Consider the following 19,078-nt stretch of genomic DNA (forward strand, 5'->3'; position numbering starts at 1 on the left):
GCGCCGGTACGGCCCGGAGCGGCGGGCTCCGGGGCCGGGAACCGGCGCGGGAACCGGCCGCCGGCACCGGGCGCCCGCGCCCCGGCTGAGGCAGGATGGACCGCATGCGAACGAGCGAACGCCCCCTCCCCGCGCCTTTCCGCGTCTGCTTCGTCTGCACCGGCAACATCTGCCGCTCGCCGATGGCCGAGGCCGTCTTCCGCGCCCGCGTCGCGGAGGCGGGGCTCGACGGCGAGATCGAGGTGGACAGCGCCGGCACCGACGGCTGGCACATCGGCGAAGCCGCCGACCCGCGCGCCGACGCCGTGCTCACCGGGCACGGCTACGAGCTGGCGCACACCGCCCGGCAGTTCACGCCGGACTGGTTCGCCGAACGCGACCTCGTCCTCGGCCTGGACGGCGGGCACGTCCGCAGGCTGCTCAAGATCGCGCCGACGCCCGTCGACGCCGAGAAGGTGCGGCTGCTGCTCTCCTTCGCGCCCGACCTCGACCTGACCGACGTCGAGGACCCGTACTACGGCGGCACCCGCGGCTTCGAAGAGGCTCTGGACCTGATCGAGACCGCCGCCGAGGGCCTGCTCCAGGCCGTACGCGACGAACTCACCGCCCGCCCGTGAGCTCCCCGGCAGCCGGCGCCCCGCGGGGCGCCGCGGACGACCCCCGGGGCGTCGAGGCCCGCGCCGCCGCGCTCGCCGGCGCTCCCGTACGGACCGCGCGCCCCGTCGGCGGCGGGGACATCTCCGCCGCGCACCGCCTCGAACTCGCCGACGGCCGCCGTGTCTTCGCCAAGACCCGCGCCGGCGCCCCCGCCGCCTTCTTCGCCGCCGAGGCGCACGGCCTGCGCCTCCTCGCGGACACCGGCACCGTCCCCGTCCCCGCCGTGCTCGGCGAGGAGCCCGGGATGATCCTGCTGGAGTGGATCGAGCCGGGACCCGCGACCCCCACGCAGGCCGAGCGGCTGGGCCGCGACCTCGCCGCGCTGCACGCGACCCCCGCCGCCGCCTTCGGCACGCCCTGGCCCGCCTACATCGGCTCGCTCCCGCTGCCGTCCCCGGGCACACCGGACACACCGGGCACGCCCGACACCCCGGACACCCCCGGCCCTCCGGCTCCGGCTCCGGAACCACCCCCTGAGCACACCGGACATGCGCCTGCCTCCCCCGCTGACTGGCCCGCCTTCTACGCCGGGCACCGGCTGCTTCCCTTTCTACGCCTCGCCACTGACAACGGCGCCCTGACACCCGCCGACACCCGCGCCGTCGAGCGCCTCTGCGACGTGATCGACGAGGTCACGGGCCCGCCGCAGCCGCCCGCGGTCATCCACGGCGACCTGTGGTCCGGCAACGTGCAGTGGTCGGCGGGCGACCGCGCGTACCTCATCGACCCCGCCGCGCAGGGCGGCCACCCCGAGGTCGACCTCGCGTTCCTGGAGCTGTTCGGCTGCCCGCAGCTCGGGCGGCTGCTCGCGGCGTACGAGGAGGTACGCCCGCTGCCCGGCCGGCGCGGCCGGGTGCCGCTGTACCAACTCCACCATCTGCTCGTGCACGCCGCGCTGTTCGGCGCCGGCTACGGCGCGCAGTGCGGCGCCGCGGCGCGCGCGGCCCTGGAAGGAGCCGGCCGATGACACCGGACGACGCCCCGCACGCCGACCCGCCCCTGCGGAACACCGCCGGCACCCCCGAGGCCCCCGAGGCCGCCGAGGCCGCCGAGGCCCCCCAAGCCACAGCAGCCGACGCCACCCGCGTCGTACGCGCCGGCCTCCCCGCCCCCGAGCCGTACGAACCCGCCCTCCCCGGCCCCGTCTTCGCCGCCCACTACCACCTCCCCGGCGACATCACCGCCGCCCCTTACGACTACGGCCGCGACGCCAACCCCACCTGGACCCGCCTCGAAGCCGCCCTCGCCGAGCTGGAGTCGCCCGGCGTCCCCGCCGAGGCCGTGGCCTTCGCCTCCGGCATGGCCGCGATCACCGCCGTCCTCATGGCCGTCCCCGGACCGCCGCAGGACCCGGGCGCGCCACGCGGCCACGTCGTCCTCCCCTCCGACGGCTACAACCTCGTCCCCGGCGGCCTCCGCGCCCTCCTCCAGGAGCACGGCACCGACGTGCGCACCGCCCCCACCGCCGGCGACGCCCAGGCCGAACTCCTCGACGGCGCCCGCCTGCTGTGGCTGGAGACCCCCTCCAACCCCGGCCTCGACGTCTGCGACATCCGCCGCCTCGCCGCCGCCGCGCACGCCGCGGGCGCGCTCGTCGCCGTCGACAACACCCTGCCCACCCCCCTCGGCCAGCGCCCCCTGGAGCTGGGCGCCGACCTCTCCGTCGCCAGCGGCACCAAGGCGCTCACCGGCCACGGCGACGTCCTCCTCGGCTACGCCGTCACCCGCGACCCCGCGCTCGCCCGCCGGCTGCGCACCTGGCGGAAGACCGCGGGCGCCATCCCCGGGCCGATGGAGGCGTGGCTCGCGCACCGTTCGCTGGCGACGCTGGAGTTGCGTACCGCGCGCCAGGCGGCGAACGCCCTCGCCGTGGCCGAAGCGCTGCGCGCGACGGCGGGGGTACGGGACGTGCGCCACCCCGGTCTGCCGTCCGACCCCGCGCACGCGCTCGCCGCGCGCCAGATGCGCGCCGGGCGGTACGGGTGCGTGGTGGCGTTCACGCTGCCGGACCGGGCAGCGGCGGAGCGGTTCCTGGGCGCGGCGCGGCTGGTCGACGAGGCGACGAGCTTCGGCGGCGTGCGCTCGACCGCGGAGCGGCGCGGGCGGTGGGGCGGGGACGCGGTGCCGGAGGGCTTCGTCAGGCTCTCCGCGGGCGTCGAGGACACCGCGGACCTCGTCGCTGACCTGCGCGAAGCGCTCGCGTACGCGCTCGCCCGCTGACTCCGCACGCGACCGGCAAAAACCCGGCAAAAGCGATAAAACTCGCGTAAATCGGTAATGCGTGTGTTCATGGTGTGTGGGGGAGCCGCGGGCACGCGGATCGGGAGCCGCGTCGAGACGCCCGTCGGCACAGCTCTCAAGGGAGATCACACCATGCGTAAGATCGCCGCAACACTGGGCGCGGCCGGGGTCATCGCCCTGGCTCCCCTGACCGGCGCGAGCGCGCAGCCCGCCACCACCCCGGCGGACAACCCCCAGACCACGGTGCAGCAGGATCAGGGCCCGCGCGGCCCGAAGGGTGACAGTGCGAGCAACTGGGGCCTGCTGGGTCTGGCCGGCCTGCTCGGCCTCGCCGGTCTCGCGAAGAAGTCCGGCACGGGCAAACGCCGCGGCGACGTCTCCAACCGCGCCGCCCAGACGACGGGCACGCGCCGCGAGTACGGCATGGAGCACGACACCCACGGGCACGCCCGCGGCCACGGCAAGCAGGAGATGCACGGCGGCGAGCAGGGCGGCGAGCAGGGCGGCGAGCACGGCAAACACGGGAAGCACGGGAAGCACGGCAAGCACGGTGACAAGCACGGCAGGCACGGGATGCACGGCGACAAGCAGGGCATGTCCGGCGACACGTCCGGCACTTCGGGTCCGTCCGGCATGAAGGGCGGCGAATCCGGCGCTTCCGGCGGTACGTCCCGTACGTCCCCCTCGCCCGACCCCGGCCGTACCTCGCACAGCGACATCACCGGCGGCACCGCGCACGAGAGCAGGCCCGGCACCGACCAGAGCGGCACCACGCACAGGGTCTTCGGCCAGGACGAGCCCGCCCCCGGCGACGACGACAAGCGGCGGTGACCGCCCAGGCGCCCCACCGCCGGATCCCGCCCGTCCCGTCGCGCCCCGCGCCCCGCGCGCGCCCGGCGCGGCGGGACGGGGATGCTCCCGCCGTACGCACCGCTCCGCCGCATTCCTGCGGCGGCCGCGGGTTTCGACCGCCGCCCCGCGTGCCACATACATCCCATGACCGTGTCCCACCGGCCGGTGGTCAAGCGCACCGCCCGCGCCGTCCTCCTGGACGGCGACGAGATGCTGCTCATCAAGCGCACCAAGCCGGGCCGCGAGCCCTACTGGATCACTCCCGGAGGCGGCGTCGAGCCCGCCGACGCCTCCGTCGTCGCCGCGCTGCACCGCGAGGTCGACGAGGAGCTGGGCGCCCGCGTCACCGGCGTCGTCCCCGTCTTCGTCGACACCGTCCCCGAGGACGGACGCGGCGTGAAGGTCCAGCACTTCTTCGCCTGCCGGCTGGCGTCCATGGACCCGGCCCGGCGCCACGGCCCCGAAGTCGACGAGCCCTGCGGCGAGTACGAGACGGTGCGCGTCCCCTTCACCCGCGAAGGCGTCGACTCCGTCGACGTCGTGCCGCCCAGCCTGCGCGCCTATCTGCGCACGAACATCGAGGGCGTCCTCGCCGTCCTCGCCGACGACTTCGGCTAGCGCCCCCTCATCCGCCGGTACGCGTCAGCGCGTACGCCTCCCGCAGGTCCCGGCCGCTGTACGCGTGCGAGGCGAGGCCGCTCACATGGTGGTCGGCGTTGACGGCGACCGACCGCGGCACCACCGCGAAGAGGTCGGTGTCCGACATGGAGTCCCCGTACGCCACGCAGTCCGCCCGCGTCAACCCGTACTCCGCGCAGAGCAGATCCGCTATCCGCACCTTGTCGGGCGGCCCGAGGATGCCTGCCATGTCGACCGGCTCGCGGAACGGCAGCGCCGGGAACCGCGACCCGTGGGCCGCGTGCACGCCCCACTCCAGCAGCCGTTCGACGAAGAACCCGGGCGCCAGGGAGATGACCGCGCAGTGCTCCCCGCGGTCGGTGATGTCCGCCCACACCTCGCGGATCCCCGCGAGCCAGGGCGCGCCCGCGAACGCTCGGCCCAGGATCTCGGGCGTGAGGCTGCTCCACATGCCGTGGGCGTGCTCGGCGTAGTCGTACGTGTCGATCTCGCCGGCGCCGAACGCCGCGTCCAGCGCCTGGAACTCCGCGACCAGGCCCAGTTGCCGCGCCATCTCGATGTTCGCGGAGGAGCCGTGCAGCAGAGTGCCGTCCATGTCGAAGATGTGCAGCCGGGACATGGCGTGAGGCTAGGACGTGCGGACGCCCGCGGACAAACGATTACTCGCGCCGCACCCGGAGCCGCGCCGCGGCGGCCCTAGGTGGTCCGGGCTCAGTCCGGGTCGTGCTCCGGACCGCCGTAGTCGGGGCTGGTGAAGTCGGGGCTCGAATAGCTCGGTCCGTCCGGCGACTGGCCGTCGTCGGGGCTGGAGAACGCCGGGCGGGAGTAGCCCAGCCGCGGGGTGCGGGTGGCGGTCGGGTCGGTACGCACCGCGGGGTACGCCCCGCCGCCCCCGGCGCCACCGCCCTCGGGTCCCGCGTCCGGGCCGCCGTCGGGCCCGCCGCCCTCGGCGCCGCCGGCGAGGGCCTGCTCGATGAAGGGCTGGATGCCGCGTTCGAGGAGCGCCGCGCGCCACTCCTCGCGGGCGCGTTCGACCTGCTCGGTCAGGTCCCGGCTGGCCGCCGCCCTGATGGACGTCGAGCCGTTGCGCACCGCCGTCAGCAGCAGCGCGACCATCGAGATGACGATGGCGGCGGCCGCGAGGATCGCGAAGATCCAGCCCGCCTGGCGCATCGAGGAGGCCACCGACGGCTCGGGGTCCATCAAGTGCAGCAGATAGCCGACGACGAGGAAGATCACCGCCGCCGTACCGGCCAGCACCGGCACCAGCACCGCCGCCGCCGCGGCCACCCCCGCACTGGAGTTGTCGCCCTGGGCGCCGCCCCGCGCGCCGGAGAAGCGGATACCGTCAGGGCCGCCCAGCGTCCCGCCGCCCCCCGCGGGCCGGCGCAGCTCCGTGCGCAGCCCTACATACCGCTCGTATTCGGCCGACGCGGTCGCGGAAATCTCGGCCGTGGCCCCGAGGGCCCGGGTGCGGAGTTGCTCGGGGTTGAGCGGCCGCCCGCGGCCGGCGCCGACCGTGAACTCGGCATTGTGCAGCGCGGTATCGAGGAGCCGCTCGAACTCCGGGCGGTCCTCGGTCAGCAGATGCGACGCACGGGTCATGTGCTTGTGCTCCCCCGGATGGGCAGGCAACAAGGCAAACGGGGACGGAGCGTGCCTGCGGCGCTAGGCCCTGGGCGGCAGAGCCTATTACCGATGGTAGAGCGCTTCGCGTATGGCGGATAAGTGTCTTTTCAGAAAAGGAGGTTCCGTATTAGAGCACGCCAGGCGGACGCGCGCTACCGCCCGACCAGCGGAAGTCGCACGACAAGCAGTTTTCCGGCCATGGTGATCCCCCCGTCCATGGCGATGGCCAGGTCGTCGGCGTAGATGTGCGGCCCCTGCACGGAGGCGCCGCGCTCCTCGGGATCCGTGTCCTCGCTGGGCACTTCCCCGAGCAGATACGGGATCGGGCTGTGCCCGTGCACCAGCCGCTCGCCGCCGTACCGGCCGAGCAGTTCCCGTACCGCCGAGGGTCCCGTCTCCTCGTCACGGAAGGCGAAACGCTTGGTGAACTTGCGGAAGAGATCCCATACCTCGTCCGCGTCCGAGCGGGCGAGGATGTCGTGGATGGTGTCGTTGACGCCCTCGATGGAGTCGCCGTAGTCGAGGTACGCGGTGGTGTCGGAGTGCACCAGGAGGTGGTCGTCCTCCTCGTGGATGGCGTCGAGCCGCGCCATCCACTGCAGGTGGACGTCCTCCAGCCGCTCCATGTCGGTGCGCTGGCCACCGTTGAGGAGCCAGGCGGCCTGGAAGGAGGCGGTGCCGGCGCCGGAGTTGACCGGCGTGTCGCCGAAGCGCTTGGCGCCGAGCAGCAGCAGCTCGTGGTTGCCCATGAGCGCCTTGCAGTAGCCGCCGGCGGCCGCGGCCTCGGCGGACAGCCGCATGACGAGGTCGATGACGCCGATGCCGTCGGGGCCGCGGTCGGTGAAGTCGCCGAGGAACCACACGCGGGTGTTCCCGGCGATCCAGCGGTCGGCCTCGTCGATGATGCCCTGGGCGCGCAGGGCGGCGCGCAGCTCGTCGAGATAGCCGTGGACGTCGCCGACGACGTACAGCGGGCCGTAGCCGCCGCTCTCGCCGCGCCTGATCACCGGCAGGTCGGCCTGGGTCGGGGTGTACCCGTCGTCTGCGTGCCCGAAGGCGTCACCGGCGGCCGGTGCCGCGGGGACGGGAGGCGCCGCCCCGGCGGGCACCCCAGCCGTGGTCCGCAGCCCCGGCGTCTGACCGGCCCCCTGTTGCATCGAACCCCTCCACCGCCTAGCCGTTCTGCCACCGGGACACGACCCGGCCGCCATGGGACCAGGTGCCGCTCCCCCGTGCTGGTGGAGGAGATCCGCGGTGTGCGTGCGCCCATCATAGAAATGCCTGTCCCGCCTTGTGCGGTACCAGGGGCCGCCAATTGGCTCCGGCTACGGAAGACGGCGCCCGCCGGACCACCAGAACCGGGCAAACGGGGCACGACCGGCGTGAAGGAGGACGGGACGAGGGCCGCCGGGGGCATGAGTTGTCGTACGGCACGGGGCGCGGGCGGGTCCGTGGCGGGGCGAACGCGGCGGGGCGGGCCTCGGCGCGGGGCGTCGCCCGAGGTGTGTCGCAGTGCCGGAGGGGTCGTACGGCATGGGTCCGGCGGCGGGGGTGCGGGTGGTGCGGGTGGCCGTACGAGCCGGGCGTGAGCCGGGTCGTACGGCCGGGGTACTTCGCTACGCCGGGCGGCGCGGGGCGCTGACGACCGTGCGCGGCGGGCGGCGCTGCGAGGACGCCCGCACGATCAGATCCGTCGGTATGACCTGCTCGATGGGCCGGCCCGCGTCGACTCCCTCGATGGCGTCGATCAGCAGCTGGACGACCGCCGTGCCGATGCGGCGCGGCTTCAGCGAGAGCGTGGTGATGGGCGGGTCGGTGGAGGCGTAGCCCGGGGACTCGCTGCAGCAGACGAGCATCAGGTCGTCGGGCACCCGCAGGCCGTAGCGGCGGGTGGCGGCGAGGAGGTCGGTGCCGTTGGGGTCGAAGAGGCCGTAGACGGCGTCCGGGCGGTCCGGGCGGGCGAGCAGCCGGTCGGCGGCGACGGCGCCCGCGCGGGGGTCGTGGGCGGGGTAGGACTCGTACACCGGATCCTGTCCGACGCGCTCGCACCAGGTGAGGTACGCGGTGGTGGACAGCCGGGTGTAGGTGTCCGTGCTGGTGCCGGTGAGCAGCCCGATGCGGCGGGCGCCGGCGTCGGCGAGGTGGTCGAGCAGCTCCATGACGGCGGCCTGGTGGTCGTTGTCGACCCAGGCGGTGACGGGCAGGGAGCCGCCGGGGCGGCCGTCGCTGACGACGGGGATGCCCTGCCGGACGATCTCGCTGACGACGGGGTCGCCCTCCGCCGGGTCGATGACCACCGTGCCGTCGAGGGCCACGTTGGACCACACGTCGTGCCGCGAGGTCGCGGGGAGGATCACCAGCGCGTACCCGCGGGCGAGGGCGGCCGAGGTCGCGGCGCGGGCCATCTCGGCGAAGTACGCGAACTCCGTGAAGGTGAACGGTTCTTCCCCGTATGTCGTCACCGTTAAGCCGATGAGTCCGGACTTGCCGGTGCGCAGCGCGCGGGCGGCGGCCGACGGCCGGTAGCCGAGGCGGTCGGCGACCTCGCGGACGTGCCGGCGGGTCGCTTCCGGCAGCCGGCCCTTCCCGTTCAGCGCGTCGGAGACGGTGGTGATCGAGACGCCCGCGGCGGCGGCGACATCCCGGATGCCCGCCCGCGCCAGCTTGCGGCTGGGCGGCCGGCTCACTTGCGGTTGGATCGAGCCGGTCATGCGCCTTCTTTCTTCAAACACGTACGTGGTCCCCCGTGCAAGCCGCGTAGTCAGGCAGGCTTGTCATCGCGAGCTGATAGTAGGGCTCGGATGGCTCGATTGCGGGAGAATCCGAACCGTAACTGACAGGCACGATTCTGCAGGAGCGCAACGGTCAAACGACCATGGAATGCCAAGTGGTTGCACCATTGTCGGCCATCGGTCCATGGCGCAAGCTGGGTGGCACCTGCCATGGTACGAAGGTCTCGAAGAGGTCTCAGTCACCTTCACGGGTGATGCGCGCCATGGCGTCCGCCACCCGTGCGCGCCAGGGTGGATGCGCCCCCTGCGGGTGCGGCCCCGTCCGCGGCGTGCGGAACGGGCCGGCGGGAAGGGCGCGTAACGGCGCGTAACGGCAGGGTACGGGCTCGGTCGAGGAGGACCGCGGTGACGAACGACAAGACTCCCAGGGCCGCTGAGGCCGCTGAGACTCCGGAGGCTGCTGCGGCTGCGGGGGCTGCTGCGACGCCCAGACTGCGGGCTGCGCTGGCGGGCATTCCGACGTACAAGCCGGGGAAGCCGGCGGCGGCGCGGAGGGCCGGCGGTGCGGGGTCGGGGGCGGCGTACAAGCTCTCCTCGAACGAGAACCCCTACCCGCCGCTGCCCGGCGTGCTGGAGGCGGCGGTCGCGGCGGCCGGGAGCTTCAACCGCTACCCCGACATGGCGTGCGCCGCGCTCACCGCGGAGCTCGCCGAACGCCTCGGCGTGCCGCCCGAGCACATCGCCACGGGCACCGGTTCCGTGGGCGTGGCACAGCAGTTGCTGCAGGCGACGGCCGGGCCGGGGGACGAGGTGATCTACGCCTGGCGGTCGTTCGAGGCGTACCCGATCATCACGCAGATCTCGGGCGCGCGGTCGGTGCAGGTTCCGCTGACGGCGGAGGAGCGGCACGACCTGGACGCGATGGCGGACGCGGTGACGGACGCCACCCGGCTGATCTTCGTCTGCACGCCGAACAACCCGACGGGCACGGCGGTGCGCCGCGGGGAGCTGGAGCGGTTCCTCGACCGGGTGCCGGAGGACGTGCTGGTGGTGCTGGACGAGGCGTACTGCCAGTTCGTCCGGGACGACGGCGTGGACGGGGGCATCCCGGACGGGCTGGAGATCTACCGGGACCGGCCGAACGTGTGCGTGCTGCGCACCTTCAGCAAGGCGTACGGTCTTGCGGGCCTGCGGGTCGGCTTCGCGGTGGCGCAGGAGCCGGTGGCGGCGGCGCTGCGGAAGACGGCGGTGCCGTTCGGGGTGAGCCAGATCGCGCAGGAGGCGGCGATCGCGTCGCTGCGGAGCGAGGACGCGCTGCTGGAGCGGGTGGAAGCGCTGGTCGGGGAGCGCACGCGGGTGCGGGAGGGGCTGCTGGCGCAGGGCTGGACGGTGCCGGAGACGCACGCGAACTTCGTCTGGCTGCGGCTGGGGGAGCGGAGCATGGACTTCGCGGCGGCGTGCGAGGCGGCGGGGGTGGTGGTCCGGCCGTTCGCGGGCGACGGGGTACGGGCGTCGGTGGGCGAACGCGAGGCGAACGACATCCTGCTGGCGGTGGCGGAGGAGTTCCGTAAGGAGCTGTAGGAGGGGCCGGGGGCGGCGGCCGGCTGCCTGGGCGGGGCCGGAGCGGTGCTCGCGGTGGTGAGCACTGCTCTACGTCGAGAGCAGTGCTCTCGGAGTGGAGCACTGCTGGCGCACGAGATCACCGCTCTCCCGTGCGGGCACCGCTCTCGCACCCTCCTCGCATCACCCCCTAGACCTGCCGAAACGCGACGTAGGGGACCCCCCTGAAGGGCCGGAAAACCGCTGTGCCACACTGGGGCTTGTGAATGTGAACGCATTCACGAGCGGCGCTGTTCGTAGGGGTTTCCCCCCGTATGCCATGCCGCCACGGCCCCACCCGGCCGACCGGCGCGTGGATCATCGTCAGAGCCGTGCCCGTGATCGCGGAGAGGAGCCCTCGTGGATCTGGCACTCGCCCCGGAGACCCTGGCGCGCTGGCAGTTCGGCATCACCACCGTCTACCACTTCCTCTTCGTCCCCCTGACGATCTCCCTCTCCTCCCTGGTCGCAGGACTGCAGACAGCCTGGGTGCGCACCGGCAACGAGAAGTACCTCAGGGCGACGAAGTTCTGGGGCAAGCTCTTCCTCATCAACATCGCCATGGGCGTGGTGACCGGCATCCTGCAGGAGTTCCAGTTCGGCATGAACTGGTCCGACTACTCCCGCTTCGTCGGCGACGTCTTCGGCGCCCCCCTCGCCTTCGAAGCCCTCATCGCCTTCTTCTTCGAGTCGACCTTCATCGGCCTCTGGATCTTCGGCTGGGACCGCCTGCCGCAGAAGATCCACCTCGCCTGCATCTGGATGGTCGCGGTCGGCACCGTGCTCTCCGCCTACTTCATCCTCGCCGCCAACTCCTGGATGCAGCACCCCGTCGGCTACCGGATAAACGAGAAGTCCGGCCGCGCCGAGCTGACCGACTTCTGGCACGTACTCACCCAGAACACCGCCGTCGCGCAGTTCTCCCACACCATCACCGCGGCCTTCCTCACCGGCGGCGCGTTCGTCGTCGGCATCGCCGCGTACCACCTCATGCGCGGCCGGCACGTGGCCGTCATGCGCAGCTCGCTGCGGCTGGGCCTGATGACGATGGTCGTCGCCGGGCTGCTGACCGCGTTCACCGGCGACCGGCTCGGCAAGATCATGTACGAGCAGCAGCCGATGAAGATGGCCTCCGCCGAGGCGCTGTGGGAGACCGAGGCGCCCGCGCCCTTCTCGCTCTTCGCCATCGGCGACGTCGACAAGGGCCACAACAGGGTCGCGATAGAGGTCCCCGGCGTGCTGTCGTTCCTCGCCCACGACAACTTCTCCGACGAGGTCCCCGGCATCAACCCCACCAACGAGGAGCTCAGGGACAAGTACGACGACAAGTTCGGCCTCGGCGACTACCGGCCCAACATCCCCGTCGCGTACTGGAGTTTCCGCTGGATGATCGGCTTCGGGATGTCCTCCCTGGCCCTCGGCGCCCTCGGGCTCTGGCTCACCCGCCGCCGCTTCTGGCTCGCCGACCGGCTCCGTACCGGCGAGGACGACGTCCCCAGACTCGCCCTCACCAAGGACCGCGAACTCAGCGCCCGGCTCGGCACCTGGTACTGGCGCCTCGCCCTCTACACCCTCCTCTTCCCCCTCGTCGCCAACGCCTGGGGCTGGATCTTCACCGAGACGGGCCGCCAGCCCTGGGTCGTCTACGGCGTCCTGCCCACCTCCTCCGCCGTCTCCCCCGGCGTCTCGCAGGGCGAGGTCATCACCTCGCTGAGCGTCTACACCCTCCTGTACGCGGCCCTCGCCGTCATCGAGGCCAAGCTGATGATCAGGTACGTGAAGGCGGGACCCCCCGAACTCACCGACTCCGACCGCAATCCGCCGACGAAGATCGGCGGCCACCACCACGAAGACTCCGACCGGCCCATGGCCTTCTCGTACTGAGGGGGGGAGATCACGCCATGGAACTGCACACCGTCTGGTTCGTCCTCATCGCCGTCCTGTGGACCGGCTACTTCTTCCTGGAGGGCTTCGACTTCGGCGTCGGCGTCCTCACCCGGGTGCTGGCCCGCGACCGCACCGAGCGGCGCGTGCTCATCAACACCATCGGCCCGGTCTGGGACGGCAACGAGGTCTGGCTGCTCACCGCGGGCGGCGCCACCTTCGCCGCCTTCCCCGACTGGTACGCCACCCTCTTCTCCGGCTTCTACCTGCCCCTTCTCCTCATCCTCGTCTGCCTCATCGTCCGCGGCGTGGCCTTCGAGTACCGGGCCAAGCGCCCCGAGGAGCACTGGCAGCGCAACTGGGAACTCGCCATCTTCTGGGCCTCCCTGCTGCCCGCGTTCCTGTGGGGCGTGGCGTTCGCCAACATCGTGCGCGGGGTGCAGATCGGCCCCGACAAGGAGTACGTGGGCGACGTCTTCGACCTGCTCAACCCCTTCGCGCTGCTCGGCGGGCTGGTCACGCTCTTCCTCTTCACCTTCCACGGCGCGGTGTTCACGGCGCTGAAGACCGTCGGCGACATCCGGATGCGGGCGCGCCGGCTGGCCACCGTCCTCGGTACGGTGACGGCCGCGCTGGCGCTCGGCTTCCTGCTGTGGCTCCAGGCGGACACCGGCGACGGGCGGAGCCTGGTGACGCTGATCGTGGCGGCGGCGGCGCTGTTCTGCGCGATCGGCGCGGTGGCGGCGGGCCGCGAGGGGTGGTCGTTCCTCTACTCCGGGGTGACCATCGTGGCCACGGTCGCGACGCTGTTCCTGGCGCTGTACCCGGACGTGATGCCGTCGAGCCTGAACCCGGCGTGGAGCCTGACGGCGGAGAACGCCTCGTCGACGCCGTACACGTTGACGATCATGACGTGGTGCGCGGGGATCGCGACACCGGTGGTGCTGATGTACCAGGGGTGGACGTACTGGGTGTTCCGCAAGCGCATCGGTACGCAGCACATCGCGCCGGAGGCACACGCGGCGGTCGCCGCGGGCGGGGCGGGCACGGACGGTACGGAGAGTGCGTCTACCGACGGTACGGGGACCGGCGGGGCGGGCCGGTGAGATGAAGCCCGTCGACCCGCGCCTGGCCCGCTACGCCCGCGCCACCCGGCTCTTCCTCCTCGCCACGGTCGCGCTGGGCGCGGCCGGTGCGGGGCTGGTCATCGCGCAGGCGGTACTGATGGCGGAGATCGTCGTCGGCGCCTTCGAGGACGGCCTGTCGGCCGCCGCCCTGCGTACGCCGCTGCTGCTCCTCGCGGCGGTCGCCGTGGGGCGGGCGGTGGTGAGCTGGCTGACGGAGCTGGCCGCGCACCGGTCGAGTGCGGCGGTCAAGTCGGAACTGCGGATGCGGCTGCTGACGGAGGCGGTACGGATCGGAGGTTCCCGTACTCCGGCGCGGCCGGGCGCGGCGGACCCCGAAAAGCAGGGCACGGACGCCCCGGAGACGCAGGCTGCGGACGGCGCCGCCGGGGGCGAACTCCGTACCGGCGAACTCGCCGCCCTCGCCACCCGCGGCATCGACGCCCTGGACGCCTACTTCGCCCGCTACCTGCCCCAACTCGGCCTCGCCGTCGTCGTCCCCGCGGCCGTACTCGCGCGCATCGTCACCGACGACTGGGTCTCCGCCGCGATCATCGCCGGCACCCTGCCGCTGATCCCGGTCTTCATGATGCTCATCGGCTGGGCCACCCAGGCGGCCACCGACCGCCAGTGGCGCACCCTGTCGCGGCTCTCCGCCCACTTCCTCGACGTCGTCTCGGGTCTGCCGACGCTCAAGGTCTTCGGCCGCGCGAAGGCGCAGGCCGACAACATCCGCACCATCACCGCCGACTACCGGCGCGCGACGATGCGCACGCTGCGGATCGCCTTCCTGTCGTCGTTCGCGCTGGAGTTGCTGGCGACGATCTCGGTGGCGCTGGTCGCGGTCACCATCGGCATGCGGCTGGTCCACGGCGAACTGGACCTGTACACCGGCCTGGTCGTGCTCATCCTGGCCCCGGAGGCGTACCTGCCGCTTCGGCAGGTCGGCACGCACTACCACGCCGCGGCGGAGGGCCTGGCAGCGGCGGACAGGGTCTTCGCGATCCTGGAACGGGCCGAGCCCCGCGATGACAAGGCCGACTCGACGCCACCGGCCACGGCCACGGCCACGGCCACCACCCCGGCGCCAACGGACTCAACGGCCGCAACCCCGACCCCATCCCCGCACACCCGCCCAAGGGTAGGCGCCCCCACCGACAACGCCTGCCCCGACGCCCGCCACGCCGACCTCGTCCTCGACGGTCTCGTCGTCCGGCACGAGGGCCGGGCCGAGGACTCCCTTCCGCGTACGGACCTCACCCTCCGCCCCGGCCAGACCGTGGCGCTCACCGGGCCCTCCGGCGGCGGCAAGTCGACGCTGCTCGCCGCCCTCCTGGGCCTCGTACGACCCGCGTCCGGCCGGGTGCTCATCGGCGGGCACGACCTCGCCGAACTGGACCTGCCGAGCTGGCACGCGCAGGTCGCCTGGGTACCGCAGCGGCCCGCACTCTTCGCCGGCACCATCGCCGACAACGTCCGCCTCCCCCGCCCCGACGCCACCGACGCCGAGGTCGCGCGGGCACTCCGCGACGCCGCCGCCGGCGACCTCGACCCCGCCGCCGTCCTCGGCGAGGGCGGCACGGGCCTCTCCGCCGGGCAGCGGCAACGGGTCGCGCTCGCGCGGGCGTTCCTCGCCGACCGGCCCGTGGTGCTCCTCGACGAGCCGACCGCCGCCCTCGACGGCGACACCGAGGCCGCCGTCACCGCCGCGATCGCCCGGCTGGCCCGGGGCCGCACGGTGCTGCTCGTGGCGCACCGCCCGGCGCTGCTCGGGGTGGCGGACCGGGTGGTACGGCTGGGGGAGGGCCGGGCGCGCGTGGCCGCCGGGACGGACGCGGTACGGGCCGGGGCGGCGGTGCCGGTGCCGGTGCCGGTGCCGGTGCCGGTGCCGGTGCCGGTGCCGGCGGCCGGTTCCGTACCGGAGCGGGGTGGCGAGGGTGCGTACCCGGAGGGCAGCGGGTCGTACGAGCCGGAGGAGGCACCCCGGGGCGGCAGCGCGCTTCGTACCACCACCGCCCGCGGGCGGCTGGCGCTCGCCGCGCTGCTCGGCGCGCTGGCGCTCGCGTCCGCCGTGGGACTCATGGGCGTCTCGGGGTGGTTGATCTCCCGGGCCTCCGAACAGCCGCCGGTGCTCTACCTCATGGTCGCGGTGACCGCCACCCGCGCGTTCGGCATCGGGCGCGCCGTCTTCCGCTACGCCGAGCGCCTCGTCTCCCACGACGCCGTACTACGGATCCTCGCGGACCTCCGCGTCGCCGTGTACACCCGGCTCGAACGCCTCGCCCCCGCCGGCCTCGCCCCGCACCGCCGCGGCGACCTGCTGACCCGGCTCGTCGCGGACACCGACACGCTGCAGGACCGCTACCTGCGCTGGCTGCTGCCCGTCTCCGCCGCCGCGCTCGTCGGCGCCGGGTCTGTGGGGATGGCGGCCGTGCTGCTGCCCGAGGCGGGTGCCGTGCTCGCGGCCGGGCTGCTGGCGGCGGGCGTCGGGGTGCCGCTGCTGGCCGTGGCCACGGCCCGGCGGACGGAGGCCCGGCTCGCGCCGGCGCGGGCGGCGCTCGCGACGGAGGTCGTCGACGTCCTCACCGGCACGGCGGAACTCGCCGTCGCCGGCGCCCTGCCCCGCCGTCTCGCCGCACTCCGCGACGCCGACCGCCGGCTCACCCGTATCGCCGCCCGCAGCGCCGCGGCGCTCGCGCTGGGCGCCGGGCTGTCGGCGCTGATCTGCGGGCTGACGGTGGTGGGGGCGGCGGCTGCCGGGGCGCAGGCGGTGTACGAGGGGCGGCTGCCCGGCGTGTGGCTGGGGGTGGTGGTGCTGGGGACGCTCGCGGCGTTCGAGGCGGTGAACGGGATGCCGCTGGCGCTGCAGCAGCGGGCCCGGGTGCGGCGGAGCGCGGCGCGCGTGGACGAGATCCTGGACGCGCCGCCGCCGGCCGCGGAGGGTACGGGGCGGCCGCCGGCGGATCCGTTCCCGGTGACGCTGGCGGGGGTGTCGGCGCGGCATCCGGGGCAGGCCGGGCTCGCGCTGGACGGGGTGGATCTGACGCTGACGCGGGGGCGGCGGGTCGCGGTGGTGGGTGCGTCGGGGTCGGGGAAGACGACGCTGGCGCACGTGCTGCTGCGGTTCCTGGATCCGGTGGCGGGTGCGTACCGGCTGGGCGGGAAGGGGGAGAGCACCGCTCTTGCTTCGGAGCACCGCTCTTCGGAGCACCGCTCTCCCGCGAGAGCGGCGCTCTCGAACGAGAGCACCGCTGACGCCCTCGCCTGTGACCCCGACGCCGTACGCCGCCTCGTCGGCCTCTGCGCCCAGGACGCCCACCTCTTCGACAGCACCCTGCGCGAGAACCTGCGCCTCGCCCTCCCCCATAGCCTGAACGGCATGGGCGGTACCCCCATCGACGCCACCGACGACATCCTGCGCGAAGCCCTCGCCGCCGCCCGCCTCCTCGACTGGGTCGAGACCCTGCCGCTCGGCCTCGACACCCCGGTCGGCGAACACGGCGCCCGGCTCTCCGGCGGCCAGCGCCAGCGCCTCGCCCTGGCCCGCGCGCTCCTCGCCGACTTCCCCGTGCTCGTCCTCGACGAGCCCGCCGAGCACCTCGACCTGCCCACCGCCGACGCCCTCACCGCCGACCTCCTCGCCGCCACCGAGGGCCGGACGACGGTGCTGATCACGCACCGGCTGACGGGGCTGGAGGAGGTGGACGAGATCGTGGTGCTGGAGCGGGGCCGGGTGGTGCAGCGCGGGACGTACGCGGAGCTGGCGGAGGCCGACGGCCCGTTCCGGCGCACGCTGCTACGGGAGCGGGCGCATCCGTCCCCGTACCCGTACGAGACCGCGGACGGCCGCGGCACACCTGGCGCACCCGTCGTAACCGACAATCCCGACTTTCCCCACCAAGAGCCGCTTATTACCCTCGGGACATGACCGCTGCCGACTCCATGGACGCCGCCGCCCGCGCCACCCGCGGACTCCAGGGGGTCTCCAGCGAGCTGGCCGAGCGCGTGACGCAGTTGCTGGCCGCCATGCGGTCCATCGGCACGGGGCTGCAGCTCCACCCCACGCTCGACGTGATCGCGCAGACGGCGGCGGAGCTGGCGGGAGCGCGGTACGCGTCCCTCGTGGTGATCGACGAGCAGAGCGGTGACCTCGACGAGTTCGCGTCGTACGGCGTGGACGAGGTGGACCGGGCCCGGCTCGACGCGATCCCGGACGCGCCGGGGACGACGCTGACGGTGCCCATCGACGTGGACGGGCGGTACTTCGGGGACCTGGTGCTGTCGGAGAAGCGCGGCGGCGGCCGGTTCCTCGACGACGACCTGCACCTCGTCCGGATCATCGCCACCGAGGCGGGCATCGCGATCGGCAACGCGCGGCTGCACCTGGAGGCGCGGCAGCGGGAGCGGTGGATCGACGGGGCGCACGCCGTGACGACCGCGCTGCTGTCGAGCGCGGACGCGCGGGATGCGCTGGGGGTGATCGCGGAGCAGGCGCGGGGGCTCGCGGACGCGATGGCGGGGGTGGTGCTGCTGCCGCGGTCGGGGGGCGAAGAGGTGGGCGTTGGGGGGAGAGCGGGTGGTGCGGGTGGTCGGGGTGGTGCGGGCAGGGCTGCCGGGCCGGAGTGGCTGGAGGTCGTGGCGGTGGCCGGCGAGGGGGTGGACGACCTCGTGGGCCGGGTGCTGCCGTCGTACAGCCCGACGGTGCGGGCGCTGCTGGCCGGCAAGGAGGTCTTCCTCGACGACGCCGGCGCCGACCCGCGGGCGGTGAGCGACGGCGCGGAGCGCTTCGGGCCGTGCATGATGCTGCCGCTGCGGAGCGGGAAGAAGGTGCTCGGTGCGCTGTCGCTGCCGCGGGCGCCGGGGGCGCGGCTGTACCGGGAGTCGGAGAAGCAGTCGGCGACGCAGTTCACGGGGCAGGCGGCGCTGGCGCTGATGCTGTCGGAGGTGCAGCGGGACCGGGAGCGCCTGGCGGTGTACGAGGACCGCGACCGGATCGCGCGGGACCTGCACGACCTGGTGATCCAGCGGCTGTTCGCGACGGGGATGCAGTTGCAGGGGGCGAAGCGGCTGGAGCGGGCGCCGGAGGTGCGGCAGCGGATCGACGCGGCGGTCGACGCGCTGGAGCTGACGATCGAGGAGATCCGCGGCACGATCTACGCGCTGCAGCAGGAGCCGGCGCAGGCGCCGACGGGGATGCGGGCGCTGGTGCTGCGGGAGGTCGCGACGGCGGCGGCGCCGCTGGGGTTCCAGCCGTCGACGAGCTTCGTGGGGGCGGTGGACGAGCGGGTGGACGAGCGGATCGCGCGGCAACTGCTGGCGGCGCTGCGGGAGGGGCTGTCGAACGCGTCGCGGCATGCGGGGGCGGGGCAGGTGGGGGTGGTGGTCGATGCGACGGCGGAGCTGCCGGACGGGCGGGACGCGGTGCGCCTGACCGTGGCGGACGACGGGCGGGGACTGCCGCCGGACGCGGACGGGCGGCGGAGCGGGCTGCGGAACATCGAGCGCCGGGCGGAGGAGCTGGGCGGGCAGGCGACGTACGGGCCGGGGCTGGGGGACTGCGGCGGGGGGACGTCACTGATCTGGGAGGTCCCGCTGACGGCCCCGGCCGGCGAGTCGGGCGGCGGCCCAGGGGCGGCGGGGGCGGCGGGGGCGGCCGCGGCGTAGGGGGCGGGTCGGGCGCTCCGGGCGTGGAGCACTGCTCACGTACGAGAGCACCGCTCT

14 protein-coding genes are annotated in these 19,078 nt (G+C 73.9%); 10 read left to right on the plus strand and 4 right to left on the minus strand.

Annotated elements, in window-relative coordinates; genetic code table 11:
• The first annotated feature begins 95 nt into the window (after positions 1 to 95).
• The 5 genes from OG946_RS17460 to OG946_RS17480 all read left to right on the plus strand — a co-directional run bounded on the left by OG946_RS17460 (position 96) and on the right by OG946_RS17480 (position 4,368).
• A complete protein-coding gene (locus tag OG946_RS17460; protein ID WP_326797013.1) occupies positions 96 to 617 on the plus strand; it encodes a low molecular weight protein-tyrosine-phosphatase in 522 nt (173 codons plus the stop codon).
• Complete coding sequence (locus OG946_RS17465) at positions 614 to 1,624, plus strand: fructosamine kinase family protein (RefSeq protein ID WP_326797014.1); 1,011 nt, start codon at positions 614 to 616, stop codon at positions 1,622 to 1,624. Before OG946_RS17460 ends, OG946_RS17465 begins: the two co-directional genes overlap by 4 nt.
• Entirely contained in the window at positions 1,621 to 2,877 is a 1,257-nt protein-coding gene (locus OG946_RS17470; protein ID WP_326797015.1) for a cystathionine gamma-lyase, read from the plus strand. Before OG946_RS17465 ends, OG946_RS17470 begins: the two co-directional genes overlap by 4 nt.
• Before the next feature lie 153 nt (positions 2,878 to 3,030).
• Positions 3,031 to 3,729, plus strand: coding sequence for a WGxxGxxG family protein (locus OG946_RS17475; RefSeq protein ID WP_326797016.1), 699 nt, complete (start codon positions 3,031 to 3,033; stop codon positions 3,727 to 3,729).
• Positions 3,730 to 3,894: 165 nt separating this feature from the next.
• Entirely contained in the window at positions 3,895 to 4,368 is a 474-nt protein-coding gene (locus OG946_RS17480; protein WP_326797017.1) for an NUDIX hydrolase, read from the plus strand.
• Positions 4,369 to 4,375: 7 nt separating this feature from the next.
• Here OG946_RS17480 and OG946_RS17485 read toward each other — a convergent pair whose 3' ends face one another.
• From OG946_RS17485 to OG946_RS17500, 4 genes are all read right to left on the minus strand, one after another.
• Positions 4,376 to 5,008 (minus strand): HAD family hydrolase, encoded by a 633-nt coding sequence (locus tag OG946_RS17485; protein ID WP_326797018.1) that lies wholly within the window; start codon positions 5,006 to 5,008, stop codon positions 4,376 to 4,378.
• A gap of 92 nt (positions 5,009 to 5,100) precedes the next feature.
• Positions 5,101 to 5,994, minus strand: coding sequence for a hypothetical protein (locus tag OG946_RS17490; protein ID WP_326797019.1), 894 nt, complete (start codon positions 5,992 to 5,994; stop codon positions 5,101 to 5,103).
• 176 nt (positions 5,995 to 6,170) lie between these two features.
• A complete protein-coding gene (locus tag OG946_RS17495) occupies positions 6,171 to 7,175 on the minus strand; it encodes a metallophosphoesterase (RefSeq protein WP_326797020.1) in 1,005 nt (334 codons plus the stop codon).
• 459 nt (positions 7,176 to 7,634) lie between these two features.
• Positions 7,635 to 8,729: a LacI family DNA-binding transcriptional regulator gene (locus OG946_RS17500; protein ID WP_018838761.1), complete on the minus strand. Its 1,095-nt coding sequence runs from the start codon at positions 8,727 to 8,729 to the stop codon at positions 7,635 to 7,637.
• A 513-nt stretch (positions 8,730 to 9,242) separates the two neighbouring features.
• On the opposite strand from OG946_RS17500, the gene hisC reads away from it, so the two are divergent.
• The 5 genes from hisC (at position 9,243) to OG946_RS17525 (ending at position 19,021) form a co-directional block, all read left to right on the plus strand.
• Positions 9,243 to 10,331 carry a histidinol-phosphate transaminase gene (gene hisC, locus OG946_RS17505; protein ID WP_326800285.1) on the plus strand — a complete coding sequence of 363 codons (1,089 nt, stop codon included), beginning with the start codon at positions 9,243 to 9,245 and terminating at the stop codon, positions 10,329 to 10,331.
• 378 nt (positions 10,332 to 10,709) lie between these two features.
• Positions 10,710 to 12,233, plus strand: a complete 1,524-nt coding sequence (locus OG946_RS17510; RefSeq protein ID WP_326797021.1) for a cytochrome ubiquinol oxidase subunit I — start codon at positions 10,710 to 10,712, stop codon at positions 12,231 to 12,233.
• A 17-nt stretch (positions 12,234 to 12,250) separates the two neighbouring features.
• Positions 12,251 to 13,339, plus strand: coding sequence for a cytochrome d ubiquinol oxidase subunit II (cydB, locus tag OG946_RS17515; protein WP_326797022.1), 1,089 nt, complete (start codon positions 12,251 to 12,253; stop codon positions 13,337 to 13,339).
• 1 nt (position 13,340) lies between these two features.
• On the plus strand, positions 13,341 to 17,285 hold the full coding sequence (cydD, locus tag OG946_RS17520; protein ID WP_326800286.1) for a thiol reductant ABC exporter subunit CydD: 3,945 nt from the start codon (positions 13,341 to 13,343) through the stop codon (positions 17,283 to 17,285).
• Positions 17,282 to 19,021, plus strand: a complete 1,740-nt coding sequence (locus OG946_RS17525) for a GAF domain-containing protein (protein WP_326797023.1) — start codon at positions 17,282 to 17,284, stop codon at positions 19,019 to 19,021. The genes cydD and OG946_RS17525 overlap by 4 nt, the downstream gene beginning before the upstream one ends.
• The last annotated feature ends 57 nt before the right edge of the window (positions 19,022 to 19,078 follow it).

It is taken from the genome of Streptomyces sp. NBC_01808 (genome assembly GCF_035917395.1).
GTDB lineage: Bacteria > Actinomycetota > Actinomycetes > Streptomycetales > Streptomycetaceae > Streptomyces.